The sequence below is a fragment of the Streptomyces sodiiphilus genome (genome assembly GCF_039529215.1).
In the GTDB taxonomy this organism is placed as follows: domain Bacteria; phylum Actinomycetota; class Actinomycetes; order Streptomycetales; family Streptomycetaceae; genus Streptomyces; species Streptomyces sodiiphilus.
The window spans coordinates 43112-67434 of the sequence record NZ_BAAAMJ010000038.1 but is presented as its reverse complement, the minus strand read 5'-3'; the positions used below and the strand labels follow the sequence as shown (position 1 = coordinate 67434).

Sequence of the window (24323 nt, the reverse complement as noted above, 5' to 3'; positions counted from 1 at the left end):
CCACAGCGGGGAATCGCGCGATTCCGCTGGAGCGGACGACCGGGCTCGAACCGGCGACCTCAACCTTGGCAAGGTTGCGCTCTACCAACTGAGCTACGTCCGCGTGGTGTGCGGGTTCATTATAGCCATCCCCGCTCCCGTGCGATGCGCACGGCCGCGTGACGGTTCTCCGCGTGCAGTTTCGCCGCCGCCGCCGACAGGTAGTTGCGGACCGTTCCCTGTGCCAGCCGGGCCCGTTGGGCGATCTCCGCCACCGGGGCGCCGTCCGCCGCCAGCTCCAGCAGCTCGGCCTCCCGGGCGGTCAGCGGGGAGTCGCCGGAGCTGATCGCGTCGGCCGCGAGCTCGGGGTCCACATAGCGGTTGCCGGACCGCACCGTGCGGATGATCTCGGCCAGCCGCTGCGCGGAGACGGTCTTCGGCACGAACCCGCGCACCCCGGCGGCCAGCGCCCGCTTGAGATGCCCCGGGCGCCCGTGCCCGGTCACGATCATGGTGCGGCACTCGCTGACCTCGGTCCGCAGCGAGGCCGCCACCGCCACCCCGTCGCTGCCCGGCATCTGCAGATCCAGCACCGCGACATCCGGCCGGTGCGCGCGCGCCATCGCCAGCGCCTCCGGCCCCGACGCGGCCTCCGCGACCACCCGCAGGTCGTCCTCCAGCGACAGCAGCGCGGCCAGCGCCCCGCGGATGAGGTGCTCGTCGTCGGCGAGCAGCACCCGGATGGGCTCGGTCACCCGTTCTCCTCCGTTCGAACCTGAGCCGTCAGGCGGAACCGCCCCCCGGCGGCGGGCACCGCCGTCAGCGAACCGCCCAGTGCCGCCAGCCGCTCCCGCAGACCGGCCAGCCCGGCACCGCCGCCGTCACCGGCGGCTCCACAGCCGTCCGGCACGCCGTCGTTCTCCATCGTCAGCACCGCCCCGGCCCCCTCCCCGGCATCCGGGCCGGCGGGCCGCAGCCGTATCACGCAGCGCCCCGCCTCCGCGTGCCGCAGCACATTGGTGGTGCCCTCCCGCACCACCCAGGCGAGCGCCGACTGCGCCTGGGCGGGCAGCGCGTGCCCGCCCAGGTTCTCGATCCGGCACTCGATCCCGGCCGCCTCCAGAACCCCCCGCGCGCCCGCCAGCTCCGCCGTCAGATCGGCGGCCCGGTAGCCGCGCACCACCTCCCGCATCTCGCGCTGGGACTCCCGCGCGATCCGCTGCACCTCGGTCATCTGCGTCAGGGCCGCGTCCGAACCGCGCTGCGCCAGCTGCACCGCCAGCTCGCTCTTGAGCGCGATCACCGACAGATTGCGGCCCAGCACGTCGTGCAGGTCGCGCCCGAACCGCAGCCGCTCCTCGGCCACCGCCAGCCGGGCCTGGGTCTCCCGGGCGGCGTCGAGCTCGTCGACCACCTTCAGTGTCCAGCCCGAGCAGCGGTACGACAGCCCGAACGCGGCGCCGCCCAGCACCAGGGTGAGCAGCAGCACCAGGTGCCCGTCGGCAGGCAGCCCGGCGGCCACCGCCCCCGCCCAGGCCGCCGCCACCGGCACCGCGGCCAGCGCCGATCCCTGTCCGACCGGAAGAGCCAGCAGGGCGGGCCCCGCGAAGAACAGCGGCATCCAGGCCGCCACCACCGACGCGTCCCGCGGGACCAGCCCGCCGGCCAGCATCGCCACCGCCATGCCCGTCCCCAGCAGGGTCATCACGAAGCCGGCGGCCAGCAGCCGGTCCGGGCGCGGCCCGCGGCCCAGGTAGTGGCGCAGCCCCTCACGGGACAGCAGCAGCATCAGCGCCACGTGCCCGGTGCCCGTCGCGGCGATCACCGCCCGCACCCACAGCGGCGTCCCGGCCGGCAGCGCCACCGCCCACAGCACCACCAGGGCGGCCTCCACCAGCACGAAGCTGTAGAGCACCGTGCGGGTGTACTGGTGCACCCGCGCCCGCTGGCTGGACCGGCGGTACCGGTGCAGCCAGTCCCACCCCCCTGCACGCATCAGGTCACTCCTCGCGCCTCGAAACCGCCGTGCCGGGACCGTGGCACGATGAGCCGCCGCGCTCACTGCCGCGGGTCCCAGCGGAACCACCGCCGTACAGCAAACACCCCCAGCGCGGACCAGGCCAGCGCCAGCGCCGGCGCGCGCAGGGCGTCGCCCGCCTCCAGGCCGCCCAGCCAGCCGCCCTGCACCAGCTCCATCGCCGGGGTCAGCGGCAGCAGCCGGCAGATGTCCGCGACGGTGTCCGGCAGCACCTCCAGCGGAACGAACAGCCCGGAGCCCAGGGCCGAGACCATCAGCAGCGGCATGGCGGTGAGCTGCGCGCTCTCCACGGTACGGGTGAACGCCGCGGTGACGGCGGCCAGCAGCACCAGCAGCACGCTGCCCAGGGCGAGCCCGGCCATCAGCAGGTCCGGCCGCTGCGGTGCGCTCAGATCCCACACCGTCCAGCCGGCCAGCACCAGCAGCGCGCACTGCGCCAGCGCCAGGGCCACCGACGGCAGCGCGGGCCCGGCCAGGATCTCCGCGTCCGACAGCTCGCCGGTGCGCTGCCGCTTGAGCACCCGCTCCTCGCGGCGCGCCACATAGGCGGAGAGCGGGTTGAGGTAGACCACCAGGATCAGCACGATGCCCACGCCGCCGGTCAGCACGGCCTCGGCGGCGCTGACCCCGGTGCCGTCCAGGTCCATGCCCTGCAGCGAGGACCAGGCCAGCGCCACCATGCCGACCGGCATCAGCAGGGCGACGAACAGGCTGGTGCGGTTGCGCAGCAGCAGGGTCAGCTCGGCGCGGCCCAGGGCGCGCAGCCGGCGCAGCGACGCCCGTGCCGGGGACGGGCCGGGGGCGGGCGGGGGAGGGGTGCTGTCCCGGTCCGCCGGGGCGCGGGTCCCGGTGCCGGGGGCCAGGGTGTTCATCGGACGGTCGCTCCGTTCTGCGGCTCGGGGTGTGCGGCGGGCTCGGCGGGCCGGGCCTCCCGGTACGCGGTGCCGGGGGCATCGCCGGGACGGGCGCCGGGGTGGACGCCGTGCGCGTCGTCCCGGGCGATGTCGAGGAACGCCTCCTCCAGGGACGCCGAGCGGGCGTCCAGGCCGGCCAGTTCCACTCCCCGCTCGCGGGCCCACAGCAGCAGGCCGGTCAGGGTGTCCTGGAGCCCGGTGGTGCGGATCTCCACCCGGCCGTCGTCCCCCGCCTCCGGGGCCAGGACCGGGAGCTGGGCGGCGGTGACGCCGTCCGGCAGCCGGAAGCGGATCCGGGCCGGGCGGGAGGCCGTGACCTCGGCCGGCGTGCCGGACACCACGATCCGTCCGTGGGCCATGATCGCCAGCCGGTCGGCCAGCGCCTCGGCCTCCTCCAGGTAGTGCGTGGTCAGCACCACCGAGGTGCCGGCGTCCCGCAGGTCGCGGACCACCTGCCAGGTCCGCTGCCGGGCCTCGGGGTCGAGGCCGGTGGTGGGTTCGTCCAGGAACAGCACCTCCGGGCGGCCGATCAGCGCCATCGCCAGGTCCAGGCGCCGCCGTTCGCCGCCGGAGAGCCGGCCCACCCGCACGCCGGCGCGCCCGGTCAGGCCGACCGCCTCCAGTGCCTCGGCGACGGGCCGGGCGCCGGTGGTGCAGCCCGCCCACATCCGGGCGGTCTCGGTCACCGTCAGATCCGAGGGGAAGCCGCCCTCCTGCAGCATGATGCCGATGCGCGGGCGCACCGCGGCCCGCTCCCGGTACGGGTCGTGGCCCAGCACCCGCACCCGTCCGCCGGTGGGGCGCTCAAGGCCCTCCAGCAGTTCCACGGTGGAGGTCTTGCCCGCCCCGTTCGTGCCCAGCAGGGCGAACAGCTCGCCCCGCCGCACGGTGAAGTCCAGTCCGGCCACGGCCTCGAAACCGCCGGAACCCCGCGGGCCGTAGCGTCGCCGCAGCCCGCTCACCTCGATGATGTTCTCGCCGCTGTTCATGACTCCAGCCTTTCGCCGGAACCGGGCGGGCGGCAGTGCGCGCTGTCATGAAGGCGGATGACAAATGTCAGATGCCGGGGCGGTGGGATCCGGTCGGCCAGGAATACGGCGAAGACCCCGGTCGTGACGACCGGGGTCTTCGTGCCGAGCGGACGACGAGATTCGAACTCGCGACCCTCACCTTGGCAAGGTGATGCTCTACCAACTGAGCCACGTCCGCACGCCCCGCGCGTTTCCGTGCGAAGCGGCACCTTCCACACCGGCGGTGAAGCCGGCCGGAGGCTGGAGCGGGTGACAGGAATTGCACACTGCGCCTCCCCCTTGGAAAGGGGGTGTTCTGCTACTGAACTACACCCGCACGACCTTCGGGGTGGTGGCCTTCCGGCCTTGCCCCTCGGCGTGCTCCAGACTCTAGCCGATCACCCGGGGGGCGTGGCAAGTCGGTGCGCGGACCGGCTCAGTGCGCCTCGTTGAAGGCGTCGTAGACCCGCTTGGGGATGCGGCCGCGGGAGGGGACGTCGAAGCCGTTGGACTCGGCCCAGGCGCGGACCGCGCGCGGGTCGGGGGCCACCGCGGTGCGGTGGAACGTTTTGCCGGACCTGGCCTTCTTCCGGGCCGCCTGCACGTAGAGCGCGAGCGCTCCGCGCAGCTCCTGGGCGTTCCGGTCGCTGAGATCGATCTCGTACGTCTTTCCGTCGAGTCCGAAGGCGACCGTTTCCGACGCTTCCCCGCCGTCGATGTCGTCGGTGAGCGTGACCACTACGCGCTTTGCCACGGATATCGGTCCTTTCGGGAGGATCGCTGCCGGCCGCCACGAGAAGGGTGCGGCGAACCCGGCGGTGCCCGCGATCCGATTGATCGGGAGCTTGGCCTTTTATTGTGCACGCCGGGCGGATTGATCGTGCACGCGGACAGAATTATGCCCGCGTGCTCTTCTCGCAACCGGGACCCTACGTTTTCTCCGTCCATTCTTGCAGGGGTTTTCGCCCCCGATACCCGAACGTGACCGAACGCGGCGATATCTACCCGTGTAGACTCCTTGGCCCGGTAGGCTGGCGGGTGCAGCGTCAAGCACCAACACCACCGGGAGTACCTGTGGCTCGCGTCGTAGTCGACGTCATGCTCAAGCCGGAAATCCTCGACCCCCAGGGCCAGGCGGTGCAGCGCGCGCTGCCCCGGCTGGGCTTCGAGGGCGTCCGGGAAGTCCGCCAGGGCAAGCGTTTCGAACTGGAACTGGACGGCCCGGCCGACGAGGCCGCGCTGGACAAGGTCCGGGAGATGGCGGAGACCTTTCTCGCCAACACCGTGATCGAGTACTACACCGTCCGCGTCGAGGAGACCGACGAGGTGACGGCGTGACCGCGCGCGTCGGCGTCGTCACCTTCCCCGGCTCCCTCGACGACCGCGACGCCCAGCGGGCCGTCAGGCTGGCCGGGGCCGAGCCCGTCGCCCTGTGGCACCGCGACAAGGATCTGCGCCAGGTCGACGCCGTGGTGCTGCCCGGCGGATTCTCCTACGGCGACTACCTGCGCACCGGAGTCATCTCCCGCTTCTCGCCGGTGATGGAAACCGTCATCGAGCGGGCCCGGGCCGGAATGCCGGTCCTGGGAATCTGCAACGGCTTCCAGATCCTCACCGAGGCCCACCTGCTGCCCGGCGCGATGCTGCGCAACGACCACCTGCACTTCGTCTGCCGCGACCAGCGGCTGCGGGTGGAGAACAACGCCACCGCCTGGACCGGCGACTACGCGCGGGGGGAGGAGATCACCGTTCCCCTCAAGAGCCACGACGGCCAGTTCACCGCCGACGCGTACACGCTCGACGCGCTGGAGGCCGAGGGCCGGGTCGTCTTCCGCTACGTGGACGTCAACCCCAACGGGTCCCGCCGCGACATCGCCGGCGTCACCAACGAGGCCGGGAATGTCGTCGGCCTCATGCCGCACCCCGAGCACGCCGTCGAGCCGCTGACCGGCCCCACCACCGACGGCCTCGGAATTTTCACCTCGGTTCTCAAGAATCTGGTCACCGCATCGTGAACGAGCCCAGCGAGATCATCACCGACCGCCGCCTGGACACCGTCGAGCACGCCGCCGCCACCCCGGACACCGCGCTGCCGTGGGCCGAACTGGGCCTGAAGGAGGACGAGTACGCGCGCATCCGCGAGATCCTCGGCCGCCGCCCGACCGGCGCCGAGCTCGCCATGTACTCGGTGATGTGGTCCGAGCACTGCTCCTACAAGTCCAGCAAGGTCCACCTCAAGCAGTTCGGCGAGAAGGCCCCGGCCACCGACGCCCTGCTGGTGGGCATCGGCGAGAACGCCGGCGTCGTCGACGTCGGCCAGGGCTACGCCGTCACCTTCAAGGTCGAGTCCCACAACCACCCCTCCTACATTGAGCCCTACCAGGGCGCGGCCACCGGCATCGGCGGCATCGTCCGCGACATCCTCGCGATGGGCGCCCGCCCGGTCGCCGTCATGGACCCGCTGCGGTTCGGCGCCGCCGACCACCCCGACACCCGGCGCGTGCTGCCCGGCGTGGTCGCCGGCATCGGCGGCTACGGCAACTGCCTGGGCCTGCCCAACATCGGCGGCGAGGTCGTCTTCGACTCCTGCTACCAGGGCAACCCGCTGGTCAACGCCCTGTGCGTGGGTGTCATGCGGCATGAGGACATCCACCTCGCCAAGGCCTCCGGAACCGGCAACAAGGTCATCCTCTACGGCGCCCGCACCGGCGGCGACGGCATCGGCGGTGTCTCGGTGCTCGCCTCGGAGACCTTCGACTCCACCGGCCCCGCCAAGCGCCCGGCCGTCCAGGTCGGCGACCCCTTCCAGGAGAAGCTGCTCATCGAGTGCACCCTGGAGGTCTTCGCCGAGGACCTCGTCACCGGCATCCAGGACCTCGGCGGCGCCGGGCTGTCCTGTGCCACCTCCGAGCTCGCCTCGGCCGGCTCCGGCGGCATGCGCGTGGAACTGGACACCGTCCCGCTGCGCGACGCCTCGCTCTCCCCCGAGGAGATCCTCATGAGCGAGTCGCAGGAGCGAATGTGCGCCATCGTCGAGCCGGACAAGGTCGAGCGTTTCCTGGAGATCTGCGAGAAGTGGGACGTCATCGCCACCGTCATCGGTGAGGTCACCGAGGGCGACCGGCTGGAGATCTACTGGAACGGCGAGCAGATCGTCGACGTCCCGCCGCGCACCGTCGCCCACGAGGGCCCGGTCTACCACCGCCCGTACGCCCGCCCCGACTGGCAGGACGCTCTCCAGGCCGACGACGCCGCCGCGCTGCCCCGCCCGGCCGGCGGGGACGAGCTGCGCGAGCAGGTGCTGAAGCTCGTCGCCTCCCCGAACCAGGCCGCCGCCTCCTGGATCACCGACCAGTACGACCGGTACGTGCTCGGCAACACCGTCCTCGCCCAGCCCGAGGACTCCGGCATGATCCGCATCGACGACGAGACCGGCCTGGGCGTGGCGGTCGCCACCGACGGCAACGGCCGCTACGCCAAGCTCGACCCCTACACCGGGGCGCAGCTGGCGCTCGCCGAGTCCTACCGCAACGTCGCCGCCTCCGGCGCCGAACCGCTGGCCGTCACCGACTGCCTCAACTTCGGCTCCCCGGAGGACCCGGCGGTGATGTGGCAGTTCGCCGAGGCCTGCCGAGGCCTGGCCGACGCCTGCCGGACCCTCGGCACCCCGGTCACCGGCGGCAATGTCTCGCTGTACAACCAGACCGGTGACACCGCCATTCACCCGACCCCGGTGGTCGGCGTGCTCGGCGTCATCGACGACGTCACCCGCCGCACCCCGGTGGCCTTCGCCACCGAGGGCCAGCTGATCTACCTGCTCGGCGATACCGCCGAGGAGTTCGGCGGCTCGGCCTGGGCCCAGGTCGTCCACGACCACCTGGGCGGCATGCCGCCGAAGGTGGACCTGGAGCGGGAACGGCTGCTGGCGCAGATCCTCGTCGCCGCCTCCCGGGACGGCATGATCGACGCGGCCCACGACCTGTCCGACGGCGGGCTGGTCCAGGCGGTGACCGAGTCCTGCCTGCGCGGCGGCCACGGCGCCCGGCTGGTCGTCCCCGAAGGGCTGGACGCCTTCACCTTCCTGTTCTCCGAGTCCGCGGGCCGGGCCGTGGTGGCCGTCCCGCGCAGCGAGGAGCTCCGCTTCACCGACATGTGCGGCGCCCGCGGCCTGCCGGCCACCCGCGTCGGCGTGGTGGACGGGGACGCGCTGGAGGTGCAGGGCGAGTTCTCCGTCCCGCTGGCCGAGCTGCGCCGGACCCACGAGGAGACCCTGCCGGCCCTGTTCGGCTGACGCACCGCCCGGACACCACCGCGCCGCTGCCCCCGGATCGCCGGCTCCGGGGGCAGCGGCGCGTCAGAAGTCGCCGCCGGGCTCAGACGCCCGCGGACTCGCCGCTGCCGAGCTGGTCCAGCTGGCGGTAGATCACGCTCTTGAGCATCTCCGGGTCCGGCACGTGCTTGAGGACCATGACCCCCTGCTCGGAGGCCGACTGGACGTGCAGCGTGCCGTAGCGCATGATCCGCTCCCACAGCGAGGCGGAGTACGACACGTCGTTCACCCGGGCCAGCGGGATGCTGCGGCCGGTCTTGGACAGGAAGCCCGTCCGCTTGTGCAGCCGCTTGGTGGTCAGCACGTAGACGGTGGACCGCCACTGGAGCATCGGCACCAGCCACAGCCAGACCGCCGCGATCGCCGCCAGGCCCAGCACGACCCAGACCGCGGTCGCCCCCCACTCCTCCCCGGTGGGCAGGAACCAGATGACGACGGAGGCCGCCGCCGCGATCAGGCACAGCAGCAGGAACTCGCTGACCAGCGTGGTCCAGTGCTGGCGCGTGTAGTACACCAGCTCTTCGTCGTCGGCGAGATAGCGGTCCGCGATAGGCATGGCGGCATCCTGGCACATGCCTGCCCCGGCCGTACACGCCGATGCGCGGGCCGGGCCGGGGCGGCCCCGCTCACCACCGGGGGCGGCGGGACACGGCGAGGCTGCGGCGGGCGCCGCGGCGGCGTCGTAAGCTCCATGGCATGTCTGGTGCTGTCCGGCGCAAGCCCCGCGCCTACCACCCCGACCGGGTCCGCGACGCGCTCCTCGCGCAGGTGGAATTCGTCCGCCTGGCCGCTCATGAACTCGACGCCGCGCAGCGCGCCAAGGCCTCCGGGCTGCCGGGCTGGGACGTGCGCACCCTCATCGCGCACATCGCGGGCCAGACCGACGCGCTGCCCCGGAAGCTGGCCGAGCCCGCCCCCTCCGCCACCCGCCCCGAGGTGGATCTGAACCGCTGGGTGGTCTCCAACTCCTCGGTGGCGGACGAGCTGGACGAGGCCACCAGGCGGGACGCCGGGGCCCGCGAGGACCAGGCCGCCGCGCTGGACGCGGCCGCCGAGGAACTGGAAGCCGTCATCGAGACCGGCATCCGGGAGGACCTGCTGCTGCCCGGCCGGTTCGGCGCGATGCGGGCGCTCGACTTCACCGTCACCAGGGTGGTCGAGCTGGTCGTGCACGGCGACGACCTGACCCGGGCCACCGGCCGCCCGGTGCGCCTGGACCGGCAGGCGCTGGCCATCACCGTGCGGGTGCTCGCCGACGCCCTGGCCGCCAAGGCCCCCGGAAGCTCCACCGAGCTGCGGGTACCGCCGTTCGCCGCGGTGCAGTGCCTGGCGGGCCCCCGGCACACCCGGGGCACCCCGCCGAACGTCGTGGAGACCGACCCGGTCACCTGGATGCGGCTGGCCACCGGTCGCCTGGCCTGGCGGACGGCGACCGCCACCGGGCGGCTGAGAGCGAGCGGCGAGCGGGCCGGCGCGCTCGCCGGTGAGCTTCCCGTGCTCTCCTGAGCCGTGGCCCCGCGGGCCCCGGGCGGTCCGATGGGGGATGTCTCACAACTGCCCGGTTCTCCGCCACCGGGCAACCTGCCCTAGACTCGGAGGCGTGCGTGGTGACGGTCGACTCAACCACGACCTCCTTCCCGGCGAGAAGGGCCCCCAGGACGCGTGTGGCGTCTTCGGAGTCTGGGCCCCGGGCGAAGAGGTCGCCAAACTCACCTATTTCGGGCTGTACGCGCTGCAGCACCGTGGTCAGGAGTCCGCGGGCATCGCGGTGAGCGATGGCTCGAAAATCCTGGTCTTCAAGGACATGGGCCTGGTCTCCCAGGTCTTCGACGAGACGTCCCTCGGCTCCCTCCAGGGCCACATGGCCGTCGGCCACACCCGGTACTCCACCACCGGGGCCTCGGTGTGGGAGAACGCCCAGCCGACCTTCCGTGCCACCGGCCACGGCTCGATCGCCCTGGCCCACAACGGCAACCTGGTGAACACCGTCGAGCTCGCCGGACTGGTCACCGAGCTGCCCGGGGGCGACCGCTCGCCCCGGCACCGGGTCGCGGCCACCAACGACACCGACCTGGTCACCGCCCTGCTGGCGGGGCAGACCGCCGAGGACGGCACTCCGCTGACCGTGGAGCAGGCCGCCCCGCTGGTGCTGCCGCGGGTCAAGGGCGCCTTCAGCTTCGTGTTCATGGACGAGGGCACGCTGTACGCCGCGCGCGACCCGCAGGGCGTCCGCCCGCTGGTGCTCGGCCGGCTGGAGCGCGGCTGGGTGGCCGCCTCCGAGACCGCCGCCCTGGACATCGTCGGCGCGTCCTTCGTCAGGGAGATCGAGCCGGGCGAGATGATCGCCGTCGACGAGGCCGGGCTGCGCGCCAGCAGGTTCGCGGAAGCGAAGCCGCGGGGCTGTGTCTTCGAGTACGTGTACCTGGCCCGCCCGGACACCACCATCGCCGGCCGCAACGTCCATCTCTCCCGCGTGGAGATGGGCCGCAGGCTGGCGGCGGAGGCTCCGGCCGACGCGGACCTGGTCATACCCACCCCGGAGTCCGGCACCCCTGCCGCCATCGGCTACGCCGAGGCCAGCGGCATCCCCTACGGCTCCGGCCTGGTGAAGAACTCCTACGTGGGCCGGACCTTCATCCAGCCCAGCCAGACCATCCGGCAGCTCGGCATCCGGCTCAAGCTGAACCCGCTGAAGGAGGTCATCCACGGCAAGCGGCTGGTGGTCGTGGACGACTCCATCGTCCGGGGGAACACCCAGCGGGCCCTGGTGCGGATGCTGCGCGAGGCCGGCGCCGCCGAGGTGCACGTGCGGATCAGCTCCCCGCCCATCAAGTGGCCGTGCTTCTTCGGCATCGACTTCGCCACCCGTGCCGAGCTGGTCGCCAACGGCCTGTCGGTGGAGGAGATCGGCACCTCGCTGGGCGCGGACTCCCTCGCCTACATCTCCCTCGACGGGATGATCGAGGCCACCACGATCGCCAAGCCGGACCTGTGCCGGGCCTGCTTCGACGGCGAGTACCCGATGGAACTGCCGGACGAGGAGCTCCTCGGCAAGGACCTGCTGGAGAGCCGCAAGAACCAGGACACCGGCGCCCGCAGCGACGCGGACGGCGTGACGTCCCTGCTGGCGGGTCCGGGTGCCGCCGACGCGCTGCGGCGTCCGTGAGCAACACGAGGAGACGCTGATGGCAGCACACGAGGAACCGGCCGGCGCCAGCTACGCGGCGGCGGGCGTGGACATCGAGGCGGGCGAGACCGCCGTGGAACTGATGAAGGAGTGGGTGGCCAAGGCGCAGCGGCCCGAGAGCGTGGGGGCACTGGGCGGCTTCGCCGGCCTCTTCGACGCCTCCGCCCTGACCCGCTACACGCGCCCGCTGCTGGCCTCGGCCACCGACGGCGTGGGCACCAAGGTCGCCGTCGCCCAGCGGATGGACGTCCACGACACGATCGGGCACGACCTGGTCGCGATGGTCGTGGACGACCTGGTGGTGTGCGGGGCCGAGCCGCTGTTCATGACCGACTACATCAGCGTCGGCAAGGTGTACCCGGAGCGGGTCGCGTCGATCGTCAAGGGCATCGCCGAGGGCTGTGTGCTGGCGGGCTGCGCACTGGTGGGCGGCGAGACCGCCGAGCACCCGGGCCTGCTCGGACCCGACGAGTACGACGTGGCCGGCGCCGGCACGGGAGTGGTCGAGGCCGACCGGGTGCTGGGGGCCGACCGCATCCGTCCGGGTGACGCCGTGATCGCCATGGCCTCCTCCGGCCTGCACTCCAACGGCTACTCCCTGGTGCGGCACGTCTTCCTGGAGCGGGCCGGCTGGTCGCTGGAACGGCGGGTGCCGGAGTTCGGCCGCACGCTCGGTGAGGAACTGCTGGAGCCGACCAAGATCTACTCGCTGGACTGCCTGGCCCTGATGCGGACCACCGAGGTGCACGCGTTCGCGCACGTCACCGGCGGGGGGCTGGCGGCCAACCTGGCGCGCGTGATGCCGGAGGGCACGCACGTGAGCCTGGACCGCTCGACCTGGACGCCGGGCCCGGTGTTCGACATGGTCGGCCGGCTCGGCCGGGTGGAGCCCGCGGAGCTGGAGCGCACCCTCAACATGGGGGTGGGCATGGTCGCGGTCGTGCCGCACGAGTCCGCGGAGGCGGCGCTCACCACCCTCGCCGACCGCGGTGTGGACGGCTGGGTCATGGGCACCGTCGAGCAGCGCTCCGGGGACGGCGCGACGGGCGCCGGCACCGTGACACTGACCGGCGACTACGTCCGCTGACCGGCCCGCGGGGAACCGCCGGTGGCGCGAGCCCCGGTGGGGCCCCGGGCAGCAGACAGCCCGGTCCGGCGGAGGCCGGACCGGGTGACTGTCGCAGGCGGGCGCGGCGGCCGCGGCCCGGGCGTCAGGCCCCGTGCCGCGGCGAGGAGCGGCCCGACGGCCCGTCCTCGCCGTCGTCGTCCTCCTCGTTGTACAGCTCCGCGTACCGTGCGTACGGGTCGTCGTCCAGCTCGTTGTCGTCCTCGAACTTCTCGCCGTGCGGCGTTTGGTTCGATGGCGATGCACCCAGCTCTTCGGCCAGACGTGAGAGGTCCGTCCCGCCGCTGTTGTACTTCAGCTGGCGGGCGACCTTCGTCTGCTTGGCCTTGGCCCGGCCGCGCCCCATTGGCTCGACCCCCTCAACGTCGGGCCGAGACGGCCCCAGAGTGTTGACATGCGTTCATGTACCGGAACCGTCTCTCGCCAGGAGAGCGCGGCCCACTGGACTTCAACCGTACCTGCTTCCGGGAGTCCGCGGTACGCCGTCCGCGGACTCCCGGCCCTTCCGATGCTGTGCGATGACCGTTTCTTCGCTGGTCAGAGGTGATTTTACCTTCTTTCGGGACGCGACCCGCCCAAGCGGCGTGACATGTCTTACGCAAAAGTCATGACGCGCCGCGGCGCCGGGCGGCCGCCATCCGCTGCTCGGCGATCCGGTCCGCGGCCGCAGCGGGCGGCACGCCGGCCCGGTCGGCCTGCCGGAAGATCTCCAGCGCGGTGCCGTGAATCTCCGTGGCCTTTTCCTTCGCACGTGCGAAGTCGAAGCCGCGGAGCTCGTCGGCGACCTGGATCACGCCGCCGGAGTTCACCACGTAGTCCGGGGCGTAGAGGATGCCCCGGTCGGCGAGGTCCTTCTCGATCCCGGGGTGGTCGAGCTGGTTGTTGGCCGCCCCGCACACCACGCCGGCGGTGAGCACCGGCACGGTGGCGTCGCTCAGCGCGCCGCCGAGCGCGCAGGGCGCGTAGATGTCCAGGCCCGGGGTGCGGATCAGCGCGTCGGTGTCCGCCGCCACGGTGACTCCCGGATGGGCGGCGCGCACCCGCTCCACGGACTCCGCGCGCACGTCGGTGATCACCACCTCGGCCCCGGCCTCCACCAGGTGGCCGACCAGGAGGTGGCCGACCTTGCCGACCCCGGCCACGCCGACCGTGCGGCCGGCGAGGTCCGGCGATCCCCAGCGGTGCTCGGCGCAGGCGCGCATGCCCTGGAAGACGCCGAAGGCCGTCAGCACGGAGGAGTCGCCCGCGCCGCCCTGCTCGGGCGAGCGGCCGGTGGTCCACCGGCACTCCCGGGCCACCACGTCCATGTCCTGCACGTAGGTGCCCACGTCGCAGGCGGTGACGTACCGGCCGCCGAGCGAGGCCACGAAGCGGCCGTAGGCCAGCAGCAGGTCCTCGGTCTTGATCCGGAGCGGGTCGCCGATGATCACGGCCTTGCCGCCGCCGTGCTCAAGGCCCGCCAGGGCGTTCTTGTAGCTCATGCCGCGGGCGAGGTTCAGCGCGTCGCGCAGCGCCGCCTCCTCGGGCCGGGGATGGCCCGCGTAGGCGTGGAAGCGGGTGCCGCCGAGGGCGGGACCCAGCGCGGTGGAGTGGATGGCGATGACGGCCTTGAGGCCGGTGGGCCGGTCCTGGCACAGCACGACCTGTTCATGGCCGCCCAGCTCCGAGTGGAAGAGGGTGTCCAGAACGGAGACCTCGGCCGTGCTGTCGGCACTGACAGCGGGGCTTACGTCGGTCACGGTGGTGACTCCATGCAGTCGAGGCGGGAGCTCTCCGGGGGTGTGGAGAGCGGGATGGCAACGAGCCTAAGGCCGCCCGGCGGCACCGGGTGCTACAGGTTCGTCACACTGCCAGGATCATGGTAAGGACCTGCCGGGCCGGCAGGCAGCCGATCATGGGAGTACGCGCGTGCCGAACGTTCCGTATGCGGCGTTTTTGCGGGTCTACGAGCCGCTCGCGGCCTTTCCCGAGCCCGAGCGCTCGCACTGGGCGCAGTACGCCAGGAGCGGCCCGCGCCTCACCGAGCAGGACGAGCTGGCCCGCTCGCTGTCCGGGCTGCTGGCGGTGCCGCCCCGCGCCGTCCCCGAGCGGGAGAGCGCGGACGCCTTCGTCACCGAGGTGGACGGCGTGCTGTGCGTGTGCCCCTGGCGCACCCGGCTGCGTGCCTGGCAGGCGCTGCCGGAGGCGGGCCAGTGGCAGATGCCGCAGCCGGTGGTGGACGCCGCGCTGCCGCCGGAGGTGCGCCGCAGGGCGGCGGCCGACTACGACCGCTGGCGGGAGCGGAACCCGGACGCGCGCCCCTGGATCCGGCAGGCGCTGTGGCACGTCCCGGTGCGCTGGTTCGCGCTCTTCTCCGACGAGGAGCGGTCGCTGTGCCCCGAGCCGCTGTCGTTGCGCTACCGCACGCCGATGGTGCAGGCCCGCCGGCGGGTGGCCCGCGCGCTGCGCACGGTCCGGGAGGCGATGCCGGAGGGGCCGCTGGTGGAGGCCGTCACCGATGTCGGCCGCTGGCTGGAGGAGTTCCACCCCCGGTCACTGGTCGAACTGGACTACGGCGGCCTGGTGCATACGATCTCCCGGGAGCAGCTGGAGGCGGACCACTCGGCCGCGGACGTGGCCGCCGGCCTGGCCGCCCTCGCCGAAGGGGACCTGGAGCGGGCCGGCGAGGTCTACGAGCAGCTCACGGACCGTTGGATGGCCGTCAGGGAGCGGCAGTTCGCCAGCTGAGCGGCTTCCCGCCGCACCGGCACACTGCGCGAAGTGTGACGGAAGGCACTCCAGGGAAGTCTTGCCAGCAACCGGACTCCCCGTGCCAAAATAGGACAAGGAGCCTGTCTCGGGCTCCTTCTGTCCGCCGAAGGGAGGACAGATCGGCATAGCGCCCCCTTGGTGGATTGTATGGCGACTCGTCGCGGTGTGACTGATCGTTACGGCCGAGTGACTGTCCGTTCTGGCATGGTCCATCGGCATCCGCCGAGGTTGAACACCTGAGAGGGCAATTCCATCGGTTTGGCCGACCCGGCTGGACGGATGGTGTAGTTGTAGTGCCGAAGACAAGCCGTTCGTCCTATAACCGACTCGACCCGCGTCTGCCATTTCGGGCAACATGGGTCAAGGTGCAGAATTTAGAGGAAAGAACCGTGATGGTTCGGTTCTCCCGAGGAGGCCGCTCATGACCGCTCGCACCCCTGATGCCGAGCCGCTGCTGACCCCGGCTGAGGTTGCCACGATGTTCCGCGTGGACCCCAAAACGGTCACACGCTGGGCAAAGGCGGGCAAGCTCACGTCCATCCGCACGCTCGGAGGGCACCGCCGCTACCGCGAAGCGGAGGTGCGCGCCCTGCTCGCGGGTATCCCGCAGCAGCGCGGTGAGGCCTGAGCAAGGCAGCTCGACCGGGCCGCCGGGGCCCCCGCTCCGCGCCGGCCCACCCCCAGACCGCGTTGGACTCCGCCGGGTCCGACGCGGTCTTTTTCCTGCCCCGCACCCCCCTCGCGAGGCCGGTGCAATGGCACACATTAAATTGGCGACACCCGCCACGGGGGCGAACGAGACCACCCGGGAGAGAAGTTCCGTGACTCCCGTCACACCGACGGGGCCTTGCCCGCCCGGATGATCTCGCGATAAGGGAGGAACCCCTCCCTCACGCCCTGCGGGGCGGCTACCCGCCACACCTCCATGCAACCCCCAACCACGCCCCCGTAGCCCGGCCTTGGCCGATCCTTTGCCCCGAGCAGAACCATCCTTGGCCTGGCCCCGGCCCGCCCCGCCGGCCGCANGTCCTTCGTGCGAGAGGCGGTCCTGACGGGATTTGAACCCGCGGCCTCCACCTTGACAGGGTGGCGAGCACTCCAAACTGCTCCACAGGACCTCGTCGCGTCCGTGACTCTACCCCAGCTCAGGGGCGCATGACCAATCGCCTCCGGCGCGGCCTCAGTGACCGCGCGCGGGGACCGCCGCGTCCACCGCCTTCATGATCCGTTTGTCCGACACCGGATACGCCGTCCCCAGCGCGTGGGCGAAGTAGCTCACCCGCAGCTCCTCGATCATCCAGCGGATCTCCCGCGCCTCCCGCGGCACCGGCCGCCCCGCCGGGAACTGCTCCAGCAGCCACGCGTACTCGTCCTGCATCTCGCGCACCTTCGCCATCCGGCTGCGGTCCCGCTCCGCCTGGTGCGGCAACTGCTGCAGCCGCCGGTCGGCCGCCACCAGATAGCGCAGCAGATCCGGCAGCCGCCGCGCCCCGTGCGCGGTCACGAACCCCGGACACATCAACGCCCCGAGCTGCGCGCGGACATCCGCCAGCGACTCCACCAGCACCGGACTGGAGATGCCCTTCAACCGCCGCTCGCACGCCTGCCACGCCGCCAGCACCTCCCGCACCTGCCGCACGATCCGCACCGTCAGATCCACGACGTCCGCCCGCACCGCGTCCAGCAGCTTGCGGAAACCCTCCTCGTCCCACACCGGCCCCCCGTTCGCCTCCACCAGCCGGTCCACCGCGGCCGCCGCACAGTCCTCGAACAGCTCCCGCACACTCCCGTGCGGGGACGCCGCCAGCACCAGCCGCGCCCGGTTGTCCAACTGCTGCTGCGCGAACTTCGCCGGATCCGACGGCAGCCTCAGCAGCACCAGCCGGCGCGTGCCCCGCCACATCGCCTCCGCCTGCTCCGCCTCGCTGTCGAACAGCCGCAGCGCCACCGACGAACCCTCGTCCACCAGCGCCGGATACGCCTTCACCGGCTGACCCGCCCGCCGCGTCTCGAACGTCCGCGGCAGCGACCCCACCTCCCAGGCCGTCATTCCCTCGCGCTGCTCCAGCGAGGCACCGCCACCGGCCGCCGAACTCTCGAAGGCCCGCGCGATCGCCTCCCGCGCCCTCGGCCTCAGCCGCAGCCGCAGCGCCTCCAGATCCTTGTCCTCCGCCAGCGCCCGCCGCCGCTCGTCCACCACCCGGAACGTGATCCGCAGATGATCCGGCACCTTCTTCGGATCGAAGTCCTCCGGCGCGACCCGCACCCCCGTCATCCGCCGCAGCCCGTCCGCCAGTGCCACCACCAGCGGCTCGCCCGACGGCTCCCCGGCCTCCCGCAGAAAACGCCGGGCCACATCCGGAGCCGGAACACAGTGCCGCCGCACCGGCTTGGGCAGCGACCGGATCAGCTCCGTCACCAACTGCTCCCGCAGCCCCGGAATCTGCCAGTCGAACCCCGCCTGCGTCACCTGGTTCAGCACCTGCAACGGCACATGCACCGTCACACCGTCCGCGTCCGCCCCCGGCTCGAACTGATACGTCACCCGCAACGACAGCCGCCCCTGCCGCCACGAACCCGGATAGTCCGCCTCCGTGATCCCGGCCGCCCGCTCGTTGATGAGCATCGACTTCTCGAAGCTCAGCAGATCGGGCTCTTCCCGCTGCTTCCGCTTCCACCACGAGTCGAAGTGCGCCCCCGACACCACATGTTCCGGGATGCGCTGCTCGTAGAAGTCGTGCAGCGTCTCGTCGTCCACCAGGATGTCGCGCCGCCGGGCCCGGTGCTCCAGCTCCTCGACCTCCGCCAGCAGCTTCCGGTTCTCCTTGAAGAACCGGTGATGCGTACGCCAGTCACCCTCCACCAGCGCGTTGCGGATGAAAAGATCCCGGCTGGTCTCCGGATCGATCTTCCCGTAGTTCACCTTCCGCTGCGCCACGATCGGGATGCCGTACAGCGTCACCCGCTCGTACGCCATCACCGCCGCCTGCTTCTGCTCCCAGTGCGGCTCGCTGTACGTCCGCTTCACCAGATGACCGGCCAGCGGCTCGATCCACTCCGGCTCCACCTTCGCGTTCACCCGCGCCCACAGCCGCGAGGTCTCCACCAGCTCCGCCGACATCACCCACCGCGGCGGCTTCCGGAACAGCACCGACCCCGGGAACACCGCGAACTTCGCGCCCCGCGCACCCAGATACTCGTGCTTGTCGGTGTCCTTCAGCCCCACGTGCGACAACAGCCCCGCCAGCAGCGACTGATGGATCCGCAGCGGATCCGCGTCCTGGTCCGACAGCCGGATGCCCAGCTGCCCGGCCACCGACCGCAGCTGCGCGTAGATGTCCTGCCACTCCCGTATCCGCAGGTAGTTCAGGAACTCCGCCCTGCACATCCGGCGGAACGCCGACGACGACAGCGCCTTCTGCTGCTCCCGCAGATACGTCCACAGGTTCAGGAAGGCGAGGAAGTCCGACTCCTCGGCCGGCCCCTCCCGGAACCGCCGGTGCTTCTCGTCCGCCGCCTGCTGCCTGTCCGAGGGCCGCTCCCGCGGATCCTGGATCGACAGCGCCGCGACGATCACCATCACCTCGCGCGCGCAGCCGTTGCGGTCCGCCTCCACCACCATCCGCGCCAGCCGCGGGTCCACCGGAAGCTGCGACAGCGTACGGCCCAGCGACGACAGCTGATGCCCCGCCCGCTTGCGCCCCTGCCCCGCCGCCGGCACGCCCAGCGCACCCAGCTCCTCCAGCAGCTGCACACCCGCCTTGATGCTGCGGTGGTCCGGCGCGTCGATGAACGGGAACCGCTCGATGTCCCCCAGCCCGGCCGCCGTCATCTGCAGGATCACCGACGCCAGATTGGTCCGCAGGATCTCCGCGTCGGTGAACTCCGGCCGGGAGAGGAAGTCCTCCTCCGAGTACAGCCGCACACAGATGCCGTCGCTGGTCCGCCCGCACCGCCCCTTGCGCTGATTGGCACTGGCCTGCGACACCGGCTCGATCGGCAGCCGCTGCACCTTCGTGCGATGGCTGTACCGGGAGATCCGCGCCGTCCCCGGATCCACCACGTACTTGATGCCCGGTACCGTCAGCGACGTCTCCGCCACGTTCGTCGCCAGGACCACCCGCCGCCCGGCATGCCGCTGGAACACCCGCTGCTGCTCGGCGTGCGACAGCCGCGCGTACAGCGGCAGCACCTCCGTCAGCGGCAGCCGCTTCTTCTCCAGCGCCTCCGCCGTGTCCCGGATCTCCCGCTCCCCGGACAGGAACACCAGGATGTCCCCGGGCCCCTCCGCCTGCAGCTCGTCCACCGCGTCACAGATCGCCGTCACCTGGTCCCGGTCAGGAGTGTCGGCGTCCTCCTCCAGCAGCGGCCGGTAACGCACCTCCACCGGATACGTCCGCCCCGACACCTCGATGATCGGCGCGGGCCGGCCCTCCCGGTCCCGGAAATGCCGCGCGAACCGCTCCGGATCGATCGTCGCCGAGGTGATGACCACCTTCAGATCCGGACGCCGCGGCAGCAGCTGCGCCAGATAGCCCAGCAGGAAGTCGATGTTCAGACTGCGCTCGTGCGCCTCGTCGATGATCAGCGTGTCGTACTGACGCAGCTCCCGGTCGTGCTGGATCTCCGCCAGCAGGATGCCGTCCGTCATCAGCTTGACCAGCGTGTCCTCGCCCACCTGATCGGTGAAGCGGACCTTCCAGCCCACCGCCTGGCCCAGCGGCGTGGACAGCTCGTCCGCCACCCGCTGCGCCACCGTGCGCGCCGCGATCCGGCGCGGCTGCGTGTGTCCGATCAGCCCCCGCACCCCGCGCCCGAGCTCCAGACAGATCTTCGGGATCTGGGTCGTCTTCCCCGACCCGGTCTCACCGGCGACGATCACCACCTGGTGGTCCCGGATCGCCGCCGCGATGTCGTCCTTCTTGCGGCTGACCGGCAGCTGCTCGGGGTAGGTGATCTGCGGAACGGCGGCACGCCGCAGCTCCACCCGCAGCTCGGCCTCGTCGACCGCGGCGGCGATCTCGTCGAGCACCGCCTGCTGCGCGGCCGGTTTGCGGATACGGCGGGCCCCGTCGAGCCGCCGGCCGAGCCGCCGCTGGTCGCGCAGCATCAGCCCGGTCAGTCGCTCGGCGAGGGCGGCGAAGGGGGAGGGGTGCGTGGACATACGGATCCCAGGATCTCATCCGGCCGCCGCGAGCGGCGAGCCCTTTTGCCGCCCGTCGCCCTGATGTCCCGCGAATCACCACCCCCGAGTGACCCATCTCATCCCGCACCGGCGTCCCCGCACCTCACCACCCGGCTCCACTCACCGACCCACAGGGGAACACCAAGGGCAACGCATGCGCGAAGCCGGCCAATCGGTCCACGCGTGACCGAGGGAACACGTAGAGTTCCAGGATCGGTCCGCTCGTCCTTGGAGCCGTATGCCGCCCCTGCCGCCCTTCGCCCCGGACACGCGGTCGCCGTATCCCGGCCGCTACCCGATGACATGGGAGGACATTGAACGTTCGCTGGTCCGGGAAGCAGCCCTGCGCCGACCCGGAACCCGGCCCGAGCTCTGGGAGGAACTGGTGAAGCACCGGGCGATGGTGGAGTGTGTGCTCGGTTCAGTGAATCGGATCTGGCTGGCGGGGAGCTTTGTGAGCGACAAGCCGGACCCCAGTGACGTGGACCTGGCCTACCTGGTCGATGCGGAGGTGTACGCGGCGATCACCCAGCCGGAGGACCTCGCTGACCTGGCGAACCTCGGAGATCGGGAGTGGTGCGTGAAGCAGGGGATGCGTGTCGACGCCTGCATCCTGAGCCTGCCGGCGACCGTGGACTTCCGGGATCTCGGTGTGACAGGTGCCATGGCGGCGGGGGACGGCGAGATCTTTCAGATGCTTGGCCTCTACGACGAGATCTGGCAGCGTTGCAGGACCGGAGGTGGCCTTCGCAGGGGCTACGTGGAGGTTGCGCTATGAGTTCGCCTCACGGCTTGCCCGACGCCGAGGACAAGAGCGCTCTGCGGGAGTGGCTGGCCGCGCGGCGGTCGGAGCTGGCCGAGAAGCCGCCGCCCCGCACTCTGTCAGAGCTGCGTGCGCTCCAGCTCAAGCGGCTGGCACGATCACTGCAGGAGGATGCCCCGGAGCAGGCCGACGAGGTCCCGAGTCCCCCTGTGCTCCGCTTCGCCCTCGACGGCGGCGGCGTCCGGGCCAACCGAGTTGAGTCGGCGCTCCTGGGGGAGTGGCTGCAGGCGCTGCAGGCAACGGTGCAGTCCGTTGCCTATGCGCTGGACGAACTCCGGCTCACGCGAGATGCGGGACCTGTGCCCAAAAGCGTGCAGAGTGTGACCAAGCTGTTCTCCGGGCCTCTCTTCGCCTCCTCCTACGGCATGGTCCTGGAAGGTGGACCGGTGCCGGAACTGGTCGAAATGCCGGGCACCGGAACGGATCGTCTTCTCGACCGGGCAGTCAACCGAATCTTCGACGTGGCCGACCGGGCCAGTTCCGCGAGTGATGCCGAAGAAGCCGTCCTTGATGCTGCCCTCCCTCTGGGGCGCCGTGCCATCAGCCACCTGTCGGAGCTGGCCGGCGTGCTCGCCTCAGCAGGCGCGAACGTGACCTTGAACTGGGAATCCTCCACCACCATCCGGCGGACGACCTTCACCTCGGCAAGCGCTGAACGGTGCCGGAGTGTTCTCCGCTCGGCCCACGTCGATGAGGGCGAAGATCGGTTGGCAGGCACGCTGGTCGGCGGCAGCAAGGTACGCGGAGTGATCGAGATCGAGATCCCGGACGGCAGGGTCGAGCTGGTGCGGGCACCCAAGGAGGAGGTGACAGCGCTGCTCGCTTCGCACGCGAAGCGACACGTGGTGGCTGACGTGCACGTTTCCACCGCACGCTCGGCGGGCGGTCGCGAACACCGCAGCTACGCCCTGATCGGACTCCGAGCGCAAGGGGGAACGGAGCCCCCGCCCAGACCCTCGTCACCCGATGAGCGGCCTCGCCGGTGACCCGGAGGCGCCTGGCAAGCCCCGGCCGACCTCAGGGCGAGCCGAAGGCGCTGCCGCAAGGGCGTCCGCGTCTCACCACCAGGTGAGCACGAAGCGCACCACGGTGACCAGGCCCACACCGGCCAGCCCCACCAGCACACCCACAAGGCCGCCGAACGCCGCCGCGCCCATCCGGTCCCGCAGGGTGGGCGGGGGCGCGGGCGGCCAGGGCTCGGGCACCGGCAGCGGACCGGCCATGCCGGTGCGCAGATGCTCCTCGGAGCAGAACGTCCGGTACAGCACGCCGACCCTGGGGCCCCGGTGGATCTCCGCCTCGATCCACCCGGGCGACAGCGCCCCGCAGGCCGTGCCCGGGTCGCCGCTGCCGCACTCGTCACAGGTGAACAGCCCCGGCGCACCGGCGCCGTCCGGCACGGACTCCGGCTCGGGGGAGGGCGAGGAAGGGGACACCGGCGCATCAGGGAACCGGCCCACCGGGGCGGCCACAGAAAAACCCCCGTCGCTGACCGACGGGGGTTCTCGCCCTTGCGGGCGGCGGTGGCCGGGGCCGAACCGGCAACCTTCCGCTGTACCTGTTCGGATCCCGCCGGGCCCTGCTCGCTCCTCCTCGATCCGGGGCCCCGTGCTGACACGTCAGCACGGGGCGGTCGATCACCCGGAGACTCTGCGGGCGCACGGGGATCACGGGTTCTCGTCGAGGATTCTCTGCACGCGGGCGGCCTCTTGGGGGAGGTTGTGCGCCATGGCGTTCCACAGGATGCCGTGGTCGACGGCACCGTAGTCGTGGGCGACGAGGTTGCGCATGCCTTTCATCGCGCGCCACCGAACCCCGGGGTGTGCTGTGGTGAAGTCGTCATCCAGCCGGGCGACGGCCTCGCCGATGCGGTGCAGGATCGCCTCGCCGGAGAGCCGGAGCATCTCGTCACCGTCGTAGGCTTCACGGCCTCGTGCGACGAGCCGGGCGGCGGTGGCGGCGAAGTCGAGAAAGTCGTGAAGAGTCCGCCGGGTGCGTGCGTCGAGGGGCTCTTGGCCGGCTGATCCGGGTTGCGACCTGGTCACAGGGGCTTCGCTTCCGCCGCGATGTGGCTGTGTCTCTCCCGCAGTCCATCCGCGCTGACGACGTCGACCTTCACGCCGAGGGTGTCTTCGAGGTCCTGGACCAGTTCGATTTGGTCGAACAGGGAGGCGTCGGGGGCGAAGGACACCAGCAGGTCGAGGTCGCTGCCGGGGCGGTCCTCGCCGCGGGCAACGGATCCGAAGACCTTCACGCTCAGTGCTTTGTGGCGTGCGGCGAGTGCTTTCACCTCGGTCTTGTGGCGGGCGAGTGCGACGGATGCGCGTGGTCTGGCGGCGGCGGCCAGGCGTGCCAGCATCTTCGGGGACGGGTGGCGAGTGCCGTTCTCGTATGCCGCGATGTTGGGCTGGGCCACGCCCGACAACTCGGCGAGCTCCCGCTGGGTCAGCCCGGCGGCCCGGCGGATGCCGGCGACCTGCGAGGCGGGACTCTGTGCTGCCATGGCAACCTCCTCTCATCCCTATATCAAGGATATCGCAGCAGGCGGGGAGGGCGGGCTGGACAGTGCACAGAGTCACTCGCTGCGGTCAGTGTCACGGCCGTGCGCCTGAGGAGACGCGAAAGCCCCGTGACGGCACGCCGTCAGGAGGCTTTCGTACGTGGTGGCTGGGGCCGGGGTCGAACCGGCGACCTTCCGCTTTTCAGGCGGACGCTCGTACCAACTGAGCTACCCAGCCGCGCGGTCCTGACGGGATTTGAACCCGCGGCCTCCACCTTGACAGGGTGGCGAGCACTCCAAACTGCTCCACAGGACCCAGCGTACGCGACATCAGTCTTGCACACGGTGTTGCGTGCCCCCAACGGGATTCGAACCCGTGCTACCGCCTTGAAAGGGCGGCGTCCTGGGCCACTAGACGATGAGGGCTGATGGCCCACCTAAGCACCGAGTGGGTGCCGTCGGGGACGTGAGAAGCATATG

General features: G+C 71.6%; 22 protein-coding genes and 7 tRNA genes. 10 read left to right on the top strand and 19 right to left on the bottom strand.

The features are described from left to right. Positions 1 to 27: 27 nt before the first annotated feature. The 8 genes from ABD299_RS18130 to ABD299_RS18095 all read right to left on the bottom strand — a co-directional run bounded on the left by ABD299_RS18130 (position 28) and on the right by ABD299_RS18095 (position 4695). Positions 28 to 103, bottom strand: a tRNA-Gly gene (locus tag ABD299_RS18130). A 16-nt stretch (positions 104 to 119) separates the two neighbouring features. Continuing rightward, on the bottom strand, positions 120 to 734 hold the full coding sequence (locus tag ABD299_RS18125) for a response regulator transcription factor (protein WP_344263666.1): 615 nt from the start codon (positions 732 to 734) through the stop codon (positions 120 to 122). After that, positions 731 to 1975, bottom strand: a complete 1245-nt coding sequence (locus ABD299_RS18120; RefSeq protein WP_344263664.1) for a sensor histidine kinase — start codon at positions 1973 to 1975, stop codon at positions 731 to 733. Before ABD299_RS18120 ends, ABD299_RS18125 begins: the two co-directional genes overlap by 4 nt. A 62-nt stretch (positions 1976 to 2037) precedes the next feature. Then, complete coding sequence (locus ABD299_RS18115) at positions 2038 to 2889, bottom strand: ABC transporter permease (RefSeq protein WP_344263662.1); 852 nt, start codon at positions 2887 to 2889, stop codon at positions 2038 to 2040. Beyond that, entirely contained in the window at positions 2886 to 3920 is a 1035-nt protein-coding gene (locus tag ABD299_RS18110; RefSeq protein WP_344263660.1) for an ABC transporter ATP-binding protein, read from the bottom strand. The genes ABD299_RS18115 and ABD299_RS18110 overlap by 4 nt, the downstream gene beginning before the upstream one ends. Before the next feature lie 147 nt (positions 3921 to 4067). Then, positions 4068 to 4140, bottom strand: a tRNA-Gly gene (locus tag ABD299_RS18105). 63 nt (positions 4141 to 4203) lie between these two features. Further along, positions 4204 to 4278: transfer RNA gene (locus ABD299_RS18100), tRNA-Gly, on the bottom strand. A 99-nt stretch (positions 4279 to 4377) separates the two neighbouring features. Next, complete coding sequence (locus ABD299_RS18095) at positions 4378 to 4695, bottom strand: histone-like nucleoid-structuring protein Lsr2 (protein WP_344263658.1); 318 nt, start codon at positions 4693 to 4695, stop codon at positions 4378 to 4380. A 320-nt stretch (positions 4696 to 5015) separates the two neighbouring features. Here ABD299_RS18095 and purS point away from each other — a divergent pair, with 320 nt between their 5' ends. Genes purS through purL form a run of 3 tightly spaced genes read left to right on the top strand, consistent with a single transcriptional unit; the run spans position 5016 to position 8232 of the window. Then, a complete protein-coding gene (purS, locus tag ABD299_RS18090; RefSeq protein ID WP_344263656.1) occupies positions 5016 to 5279 on the top strand; it encodes a phosphoribosylformylglycinamidine synthase subunit PurS in 264 nt (87 codons plus the stop codon). Continuing rightward, a complete protein-coding gene (purQ, locus tag ABD299_RS18085; protein ID WP_344263654.1) occupies positions 5276 to 5956 on the top strand; it encodes a phosphoribosylformylglycinamidine synthase subunit PurQ in 681 nt (226 codons plus the stop codon). The genes purS and purQ overlap by 4 nt, the downstream gene beginning before the upstream one ends. Then, positions 5953 to 8232 carry a phosphoribosylformylglycinamidine synthase subunit PurL gene (gene purL / locus ABD299_RS18080; RefSeq protein WP_344263653.1) on the top strand — a complete coding sequence of 760 codons (2280 nt, stop codon included), beginning with the start codon at positions 5953 to 5955 and terminating at the stop codon, positions 8230 to 8232. The genes purQ and purL overlap by 4 nt, the downstream gene beginning before the upstream one ends. A gap of 82 nt (positions 8233 to 8314) precedes the next feature. On the opposite strand, the gene ABD299_RS18075 is transcribed toward purL, so the two are convergent. Beyond that, positions 8315 to 8827 (bottom strand): PH domain-containing protein, encoded by a 513-nt coding sequence (locus ABD299_RS18075; RefSeq protein ID WP_344263652.1) that lies wholly within the window; start codon positions 8825 to 8827, stop codon positions 8315 to 8317. 140 nt (positions 8828 to 8967) lie between these two features. Here ABD299_RS18075 and ABD299_RS18070 point away from each other — a divergent pair, with 140 nt between their 5' ends. The 3 genes from ABD299_RS18070 to purM are packed head-to-tail and all read left to right on the top strand — an operon-like array spanning position 8968 to position 12545. Further along, on the top strand, positions 8968 to 9777 hold the full coding sequence (locus tag ABD299_RS18070; protein WP_344263651.1) for a maleylpyruvate isomerase family mycothiol-dependent enzyme: 810 nt from the start codon (positions 8968 to 8970) through the stop codon (positions 9775 to 9777). Between the two features lie 37 nt (positions 9778 to 9814). After that, the gene (gene purF, locus ABD299_RS18065; protein ID WP_344263650.1) at positions 9815 to 11437 is read left to right on the top strand and encodes an amidophosphoribosyltransferase; all 1623 of its coding nucleotides are present in this window, start codon (positions 9815 to 9817) and stop codon (positions 11435 to 11437) included. A gap of 19 nt (positions 11438 to 11456) precedes the next feature. After that, a complete protein-coding gene (gene purM, locus ABD299_RS18060) occupies positions 11457 to 12545 on the top strand; it encodes a phosphoribosylformylglycinamidine cyclo-ligase (protein ID WP_344263649.1) in 1089 nt (362 codons plus the stop codon). A gap of 124 nt (positions 12546 to 12669) precedes the next feature. On the opposite strand, the gene ABD299_RS18055 is transcribed toward purM, so the two are convergent. Continuing rightward, complete coding sequence (locus ABD299_RS18055; protein ID WP_344263648.1) at positions 12670 to 12930, bottom strand: DUF3073 domain-containing protein; 261 nt, start codon at positions 12928 to 12930, stop codon at positions 12670 to 12672. Positions 12931 to 13189: 259 nt separating this feature from the next. Continuing rightward, positions 13190 to 14323 carry a Leu/Phe/Val dehydrogenase gene (locus ABD299_RS18050; protein ID WP_344263647.1) on the bottom strand — a complete coding sequence of 378 codons (1134 nt, stop codon included), beginning with the start codon at positions 14321 to 14323 and terminating at the stop codon, positions 13190 to 13192. A 169-nt stretch (positions 14324 to 14492) separates the two neighbouring features. Between ABD299_RS18050 and ABD299_RS18045 the strand changes: the two genes are divergently transcribed. Continuing rightward, on the top strand, positions 14493 to 15311 hold the full coding sequence (locus ABD299_RS18045; protein ID WP_344263646.1) for a DUF8083 family protein: 819 nt from the start codon (positions 14493 to 14495) through the stop codon (positions 15309 to 15311). Between the two features lie 445 nt (positions 15312 to 15756). Then, on the top strand, positions 15757 to 15963 hold the full coding sequence (gene bldC, locus ABD299_RS18040) for a developmental transcriptional regulator BldC (RefSeq protein WP_019431930.1): 207 nt from the start codon (positions 15757 to 15759) through the stop codon (positions 15961 to 15963). 415 nt (positions 15964 to 16378) lie between these two features. Here the strand turns inward: bldC and ABD299_RS18035 are convergent. After that, positions 16379 to 16453, bottom strand: a tRNA-Asp gene (locus ABD299_RS18035). A 62-nt stretch (positions 16454 to 16515) separates the two neighbouring features. Further along, complete coding sequence (gene hrpA / locus ABD299_RS18030) at positions 16516 to 20499, bottom strand: ATP-dependent RNA helicase HrpA (RefSeq protein ID WP_344263645.1); 3984 nt, start codon at positions 20497 to 20499, stop codon at positions 16516 to 16518. A gap of 259 nt (positions 20500 to 20758) precedes the next feature. Between hrpA and ABD299_RS18025 the strand changes: the two genes are divergently transcribed. Together ABD299_RS18025 and ABD299_RS18020 are read left to right on the top strand one after the other, a co-directional pair. After that, positions 20759 to 21298, top strand: a complete 540-nt coding sequence (locus ABD299_RS18025; protein WP_425581363.1) for a DUF6932 family protein — start codon at positions 20759 to 20761, stop codon at positions 21296 to 21298. A gap of 14 nt (positions 21299 to 21312) precedes the next feature. Further along, positions 21313 to 22329: a hypothetical protein gene (locus ABD299_RS18020; RefSeq protein WP_344263643.1), complete on the top strand. Its 1017-nt coding sequence runs from the start codon at positions 21313 to 21315 to the stop codon at positions 22327 to 22329. A gap of 72 nt (positions 22330 to 22401) precedes the next feature. Here the strand turns inward: ABD299_RS18020 and ABD299_RS18015 are convergent, their stop codons facing one another. From ABD299_RS18015 to ABD299_RS17990, 6 genes are all read right to left on the bottom strand, one after another. Next, positions 22402 to 22779: a hypothetical protein gene (locus ABD299_RS18015; RefSeq protein ID WP_344263642.1), complete on the bottom strand. Its 378-nt coding sequence runs from the start codon at positions 22777 to 22779 to the stop codon at positions 22402 to 22404. A gap of 231 nt (positions 22780 to 23010) precedes the next feature. Further along, positions 23011 to 23388: a HepT-like ribonuclease domain-containing protein gene (locus ABD299_RS18010; protein ID WP_344263640.1), complete on the bottom strand. Its 378-nt coding sequence runs from the start codon at positions 23386 to 23388 to the stop codon at positions 23011 to 23013. Then, entirely contained in the window at positions 23385 to 23846 is a 462-nt protein-coding gene (locus ABD299_RS18005) for a helix-turn-helix domain-containing protein (RefSeq protein WP_344263639.1), read from the bottom strand. The genes ABD299_RS18010 and ABD299_RS18005 overlap by 4 nt, the downstream gene beginning before the upstream one ends. Positions 23847 to 24004: 158 nt before the next feature. After that, positions 24005 to 24081 (bottom strand) — tRNA-Phe (locus tag ABD299_RS18000). Positions 24082 to 24084: 3 nt separating this feature from the next. Continuing rightward, positions 24085 to 24159: transfer RNA gene (locus tag ABD299_RS17995), tRNA-Asp, on the bottom strand. Positions 24160 to 24196: 37 nt separating this feature from the next. Continuing rightward, positions 24197 to 24269, bottom strand: a tRNA-Glu gene (locus ABD299_RS17990). Positions 24270 to 24323 lie beyond the last annotated feature (54 nt).

What these genes read in the sequence shown, in the direction of transcription:
- hrpA (WP_344263645.1), bottom strand. Translation starts at nt 20,499, where the DNA reads ATGTCCACGCACCCCTCCCCCTTCGCCGCCCTCGCCGAGCGACTGACC.
- ABD299_RS18075 (WP_344263652.1), bottom strand. Translation starts at nt 8,827, where the DNA reads ATGCCTATCGCGGACCGCTATCTCGCCGACGACGAAGAGCTGGTGTAC.
- purF (WP_344263650.1), top strand. Translation starts at nt 9,815, where the DNA reads ATGTCTCACAACTGCCCGGTTCTCCGCCACCGGGCAACCTGCCCTAGA.
- purM (WP_344263649.1), top strand. Translation starts at nt 11,457, where the DNA reads ATGGCAGCACACGAGGAACCGGCCGGCGCCAGCTACGCGGCGGCGGGC.
- ABD299_RS18005 (WP_344263639.1), bottom strand. Translation starts at nt 23,846, where the DNA reads ATGGCAGCACAGAGTCCCGCCTCGCAGGTCGCCGGCATCCGCCGGGCC.
- ABD299_RS18025 (WP_425581363.1), top strand. Translation starts at nt 20,759, where the DNA reads ATGCCGCCCCTGCCGCCCTTCGCCCCGGACACGCGGTCGCCGTATCCC.
- ABD299_RS18070 (WP_344263651.1), top strand. Translation starts at nt 8,968, where the DNA reads ATGTCTGGTGCTGTCCGGCGCAAGCCCCGCGCCTACCACCCCGACCGG.
- ABD299_RS18110 (WP_344263660.1), bottom strand. Translation starts at nt 3,920, where the DNA reads ATGAACAGCGGCGAGAACATCATCGAGGTGAGCGGGCTGCGGCGACGC.
- ABD299_RS18055 (WP_344263648.1), bottom strand. Translation starts at nt 12,930, where the DNA reads ATGGGGCGCGGCCGGGCCAAGGCCAAGCAGACGAAGGTCGCCCGCCAG.
- bldC (WP_019431930.1), top strand. Translation starts at nt 15,757, where the DNA reads ATGACCGCTCGCACCCCTGATGCCGAGCCGCTGCTGACCCCGGCTGAG.
- ABD299_RS18115 (WP_344263662.1), bottom strand. Translation starts at nt 2,889, where the DNA reads ATGAACACCCTGGCCCCCGGCACCGGGACCCGCGCCCCGGCGGACCGG.
- ABD299_RS18120 (WP_344263664.1), bottom strand. Translation starts at nt 1,975, where the DNA reads ATGCGTGCAGGGGGGTGGGACTGGCTGCACCGGTACCGCCGGTCCAGC.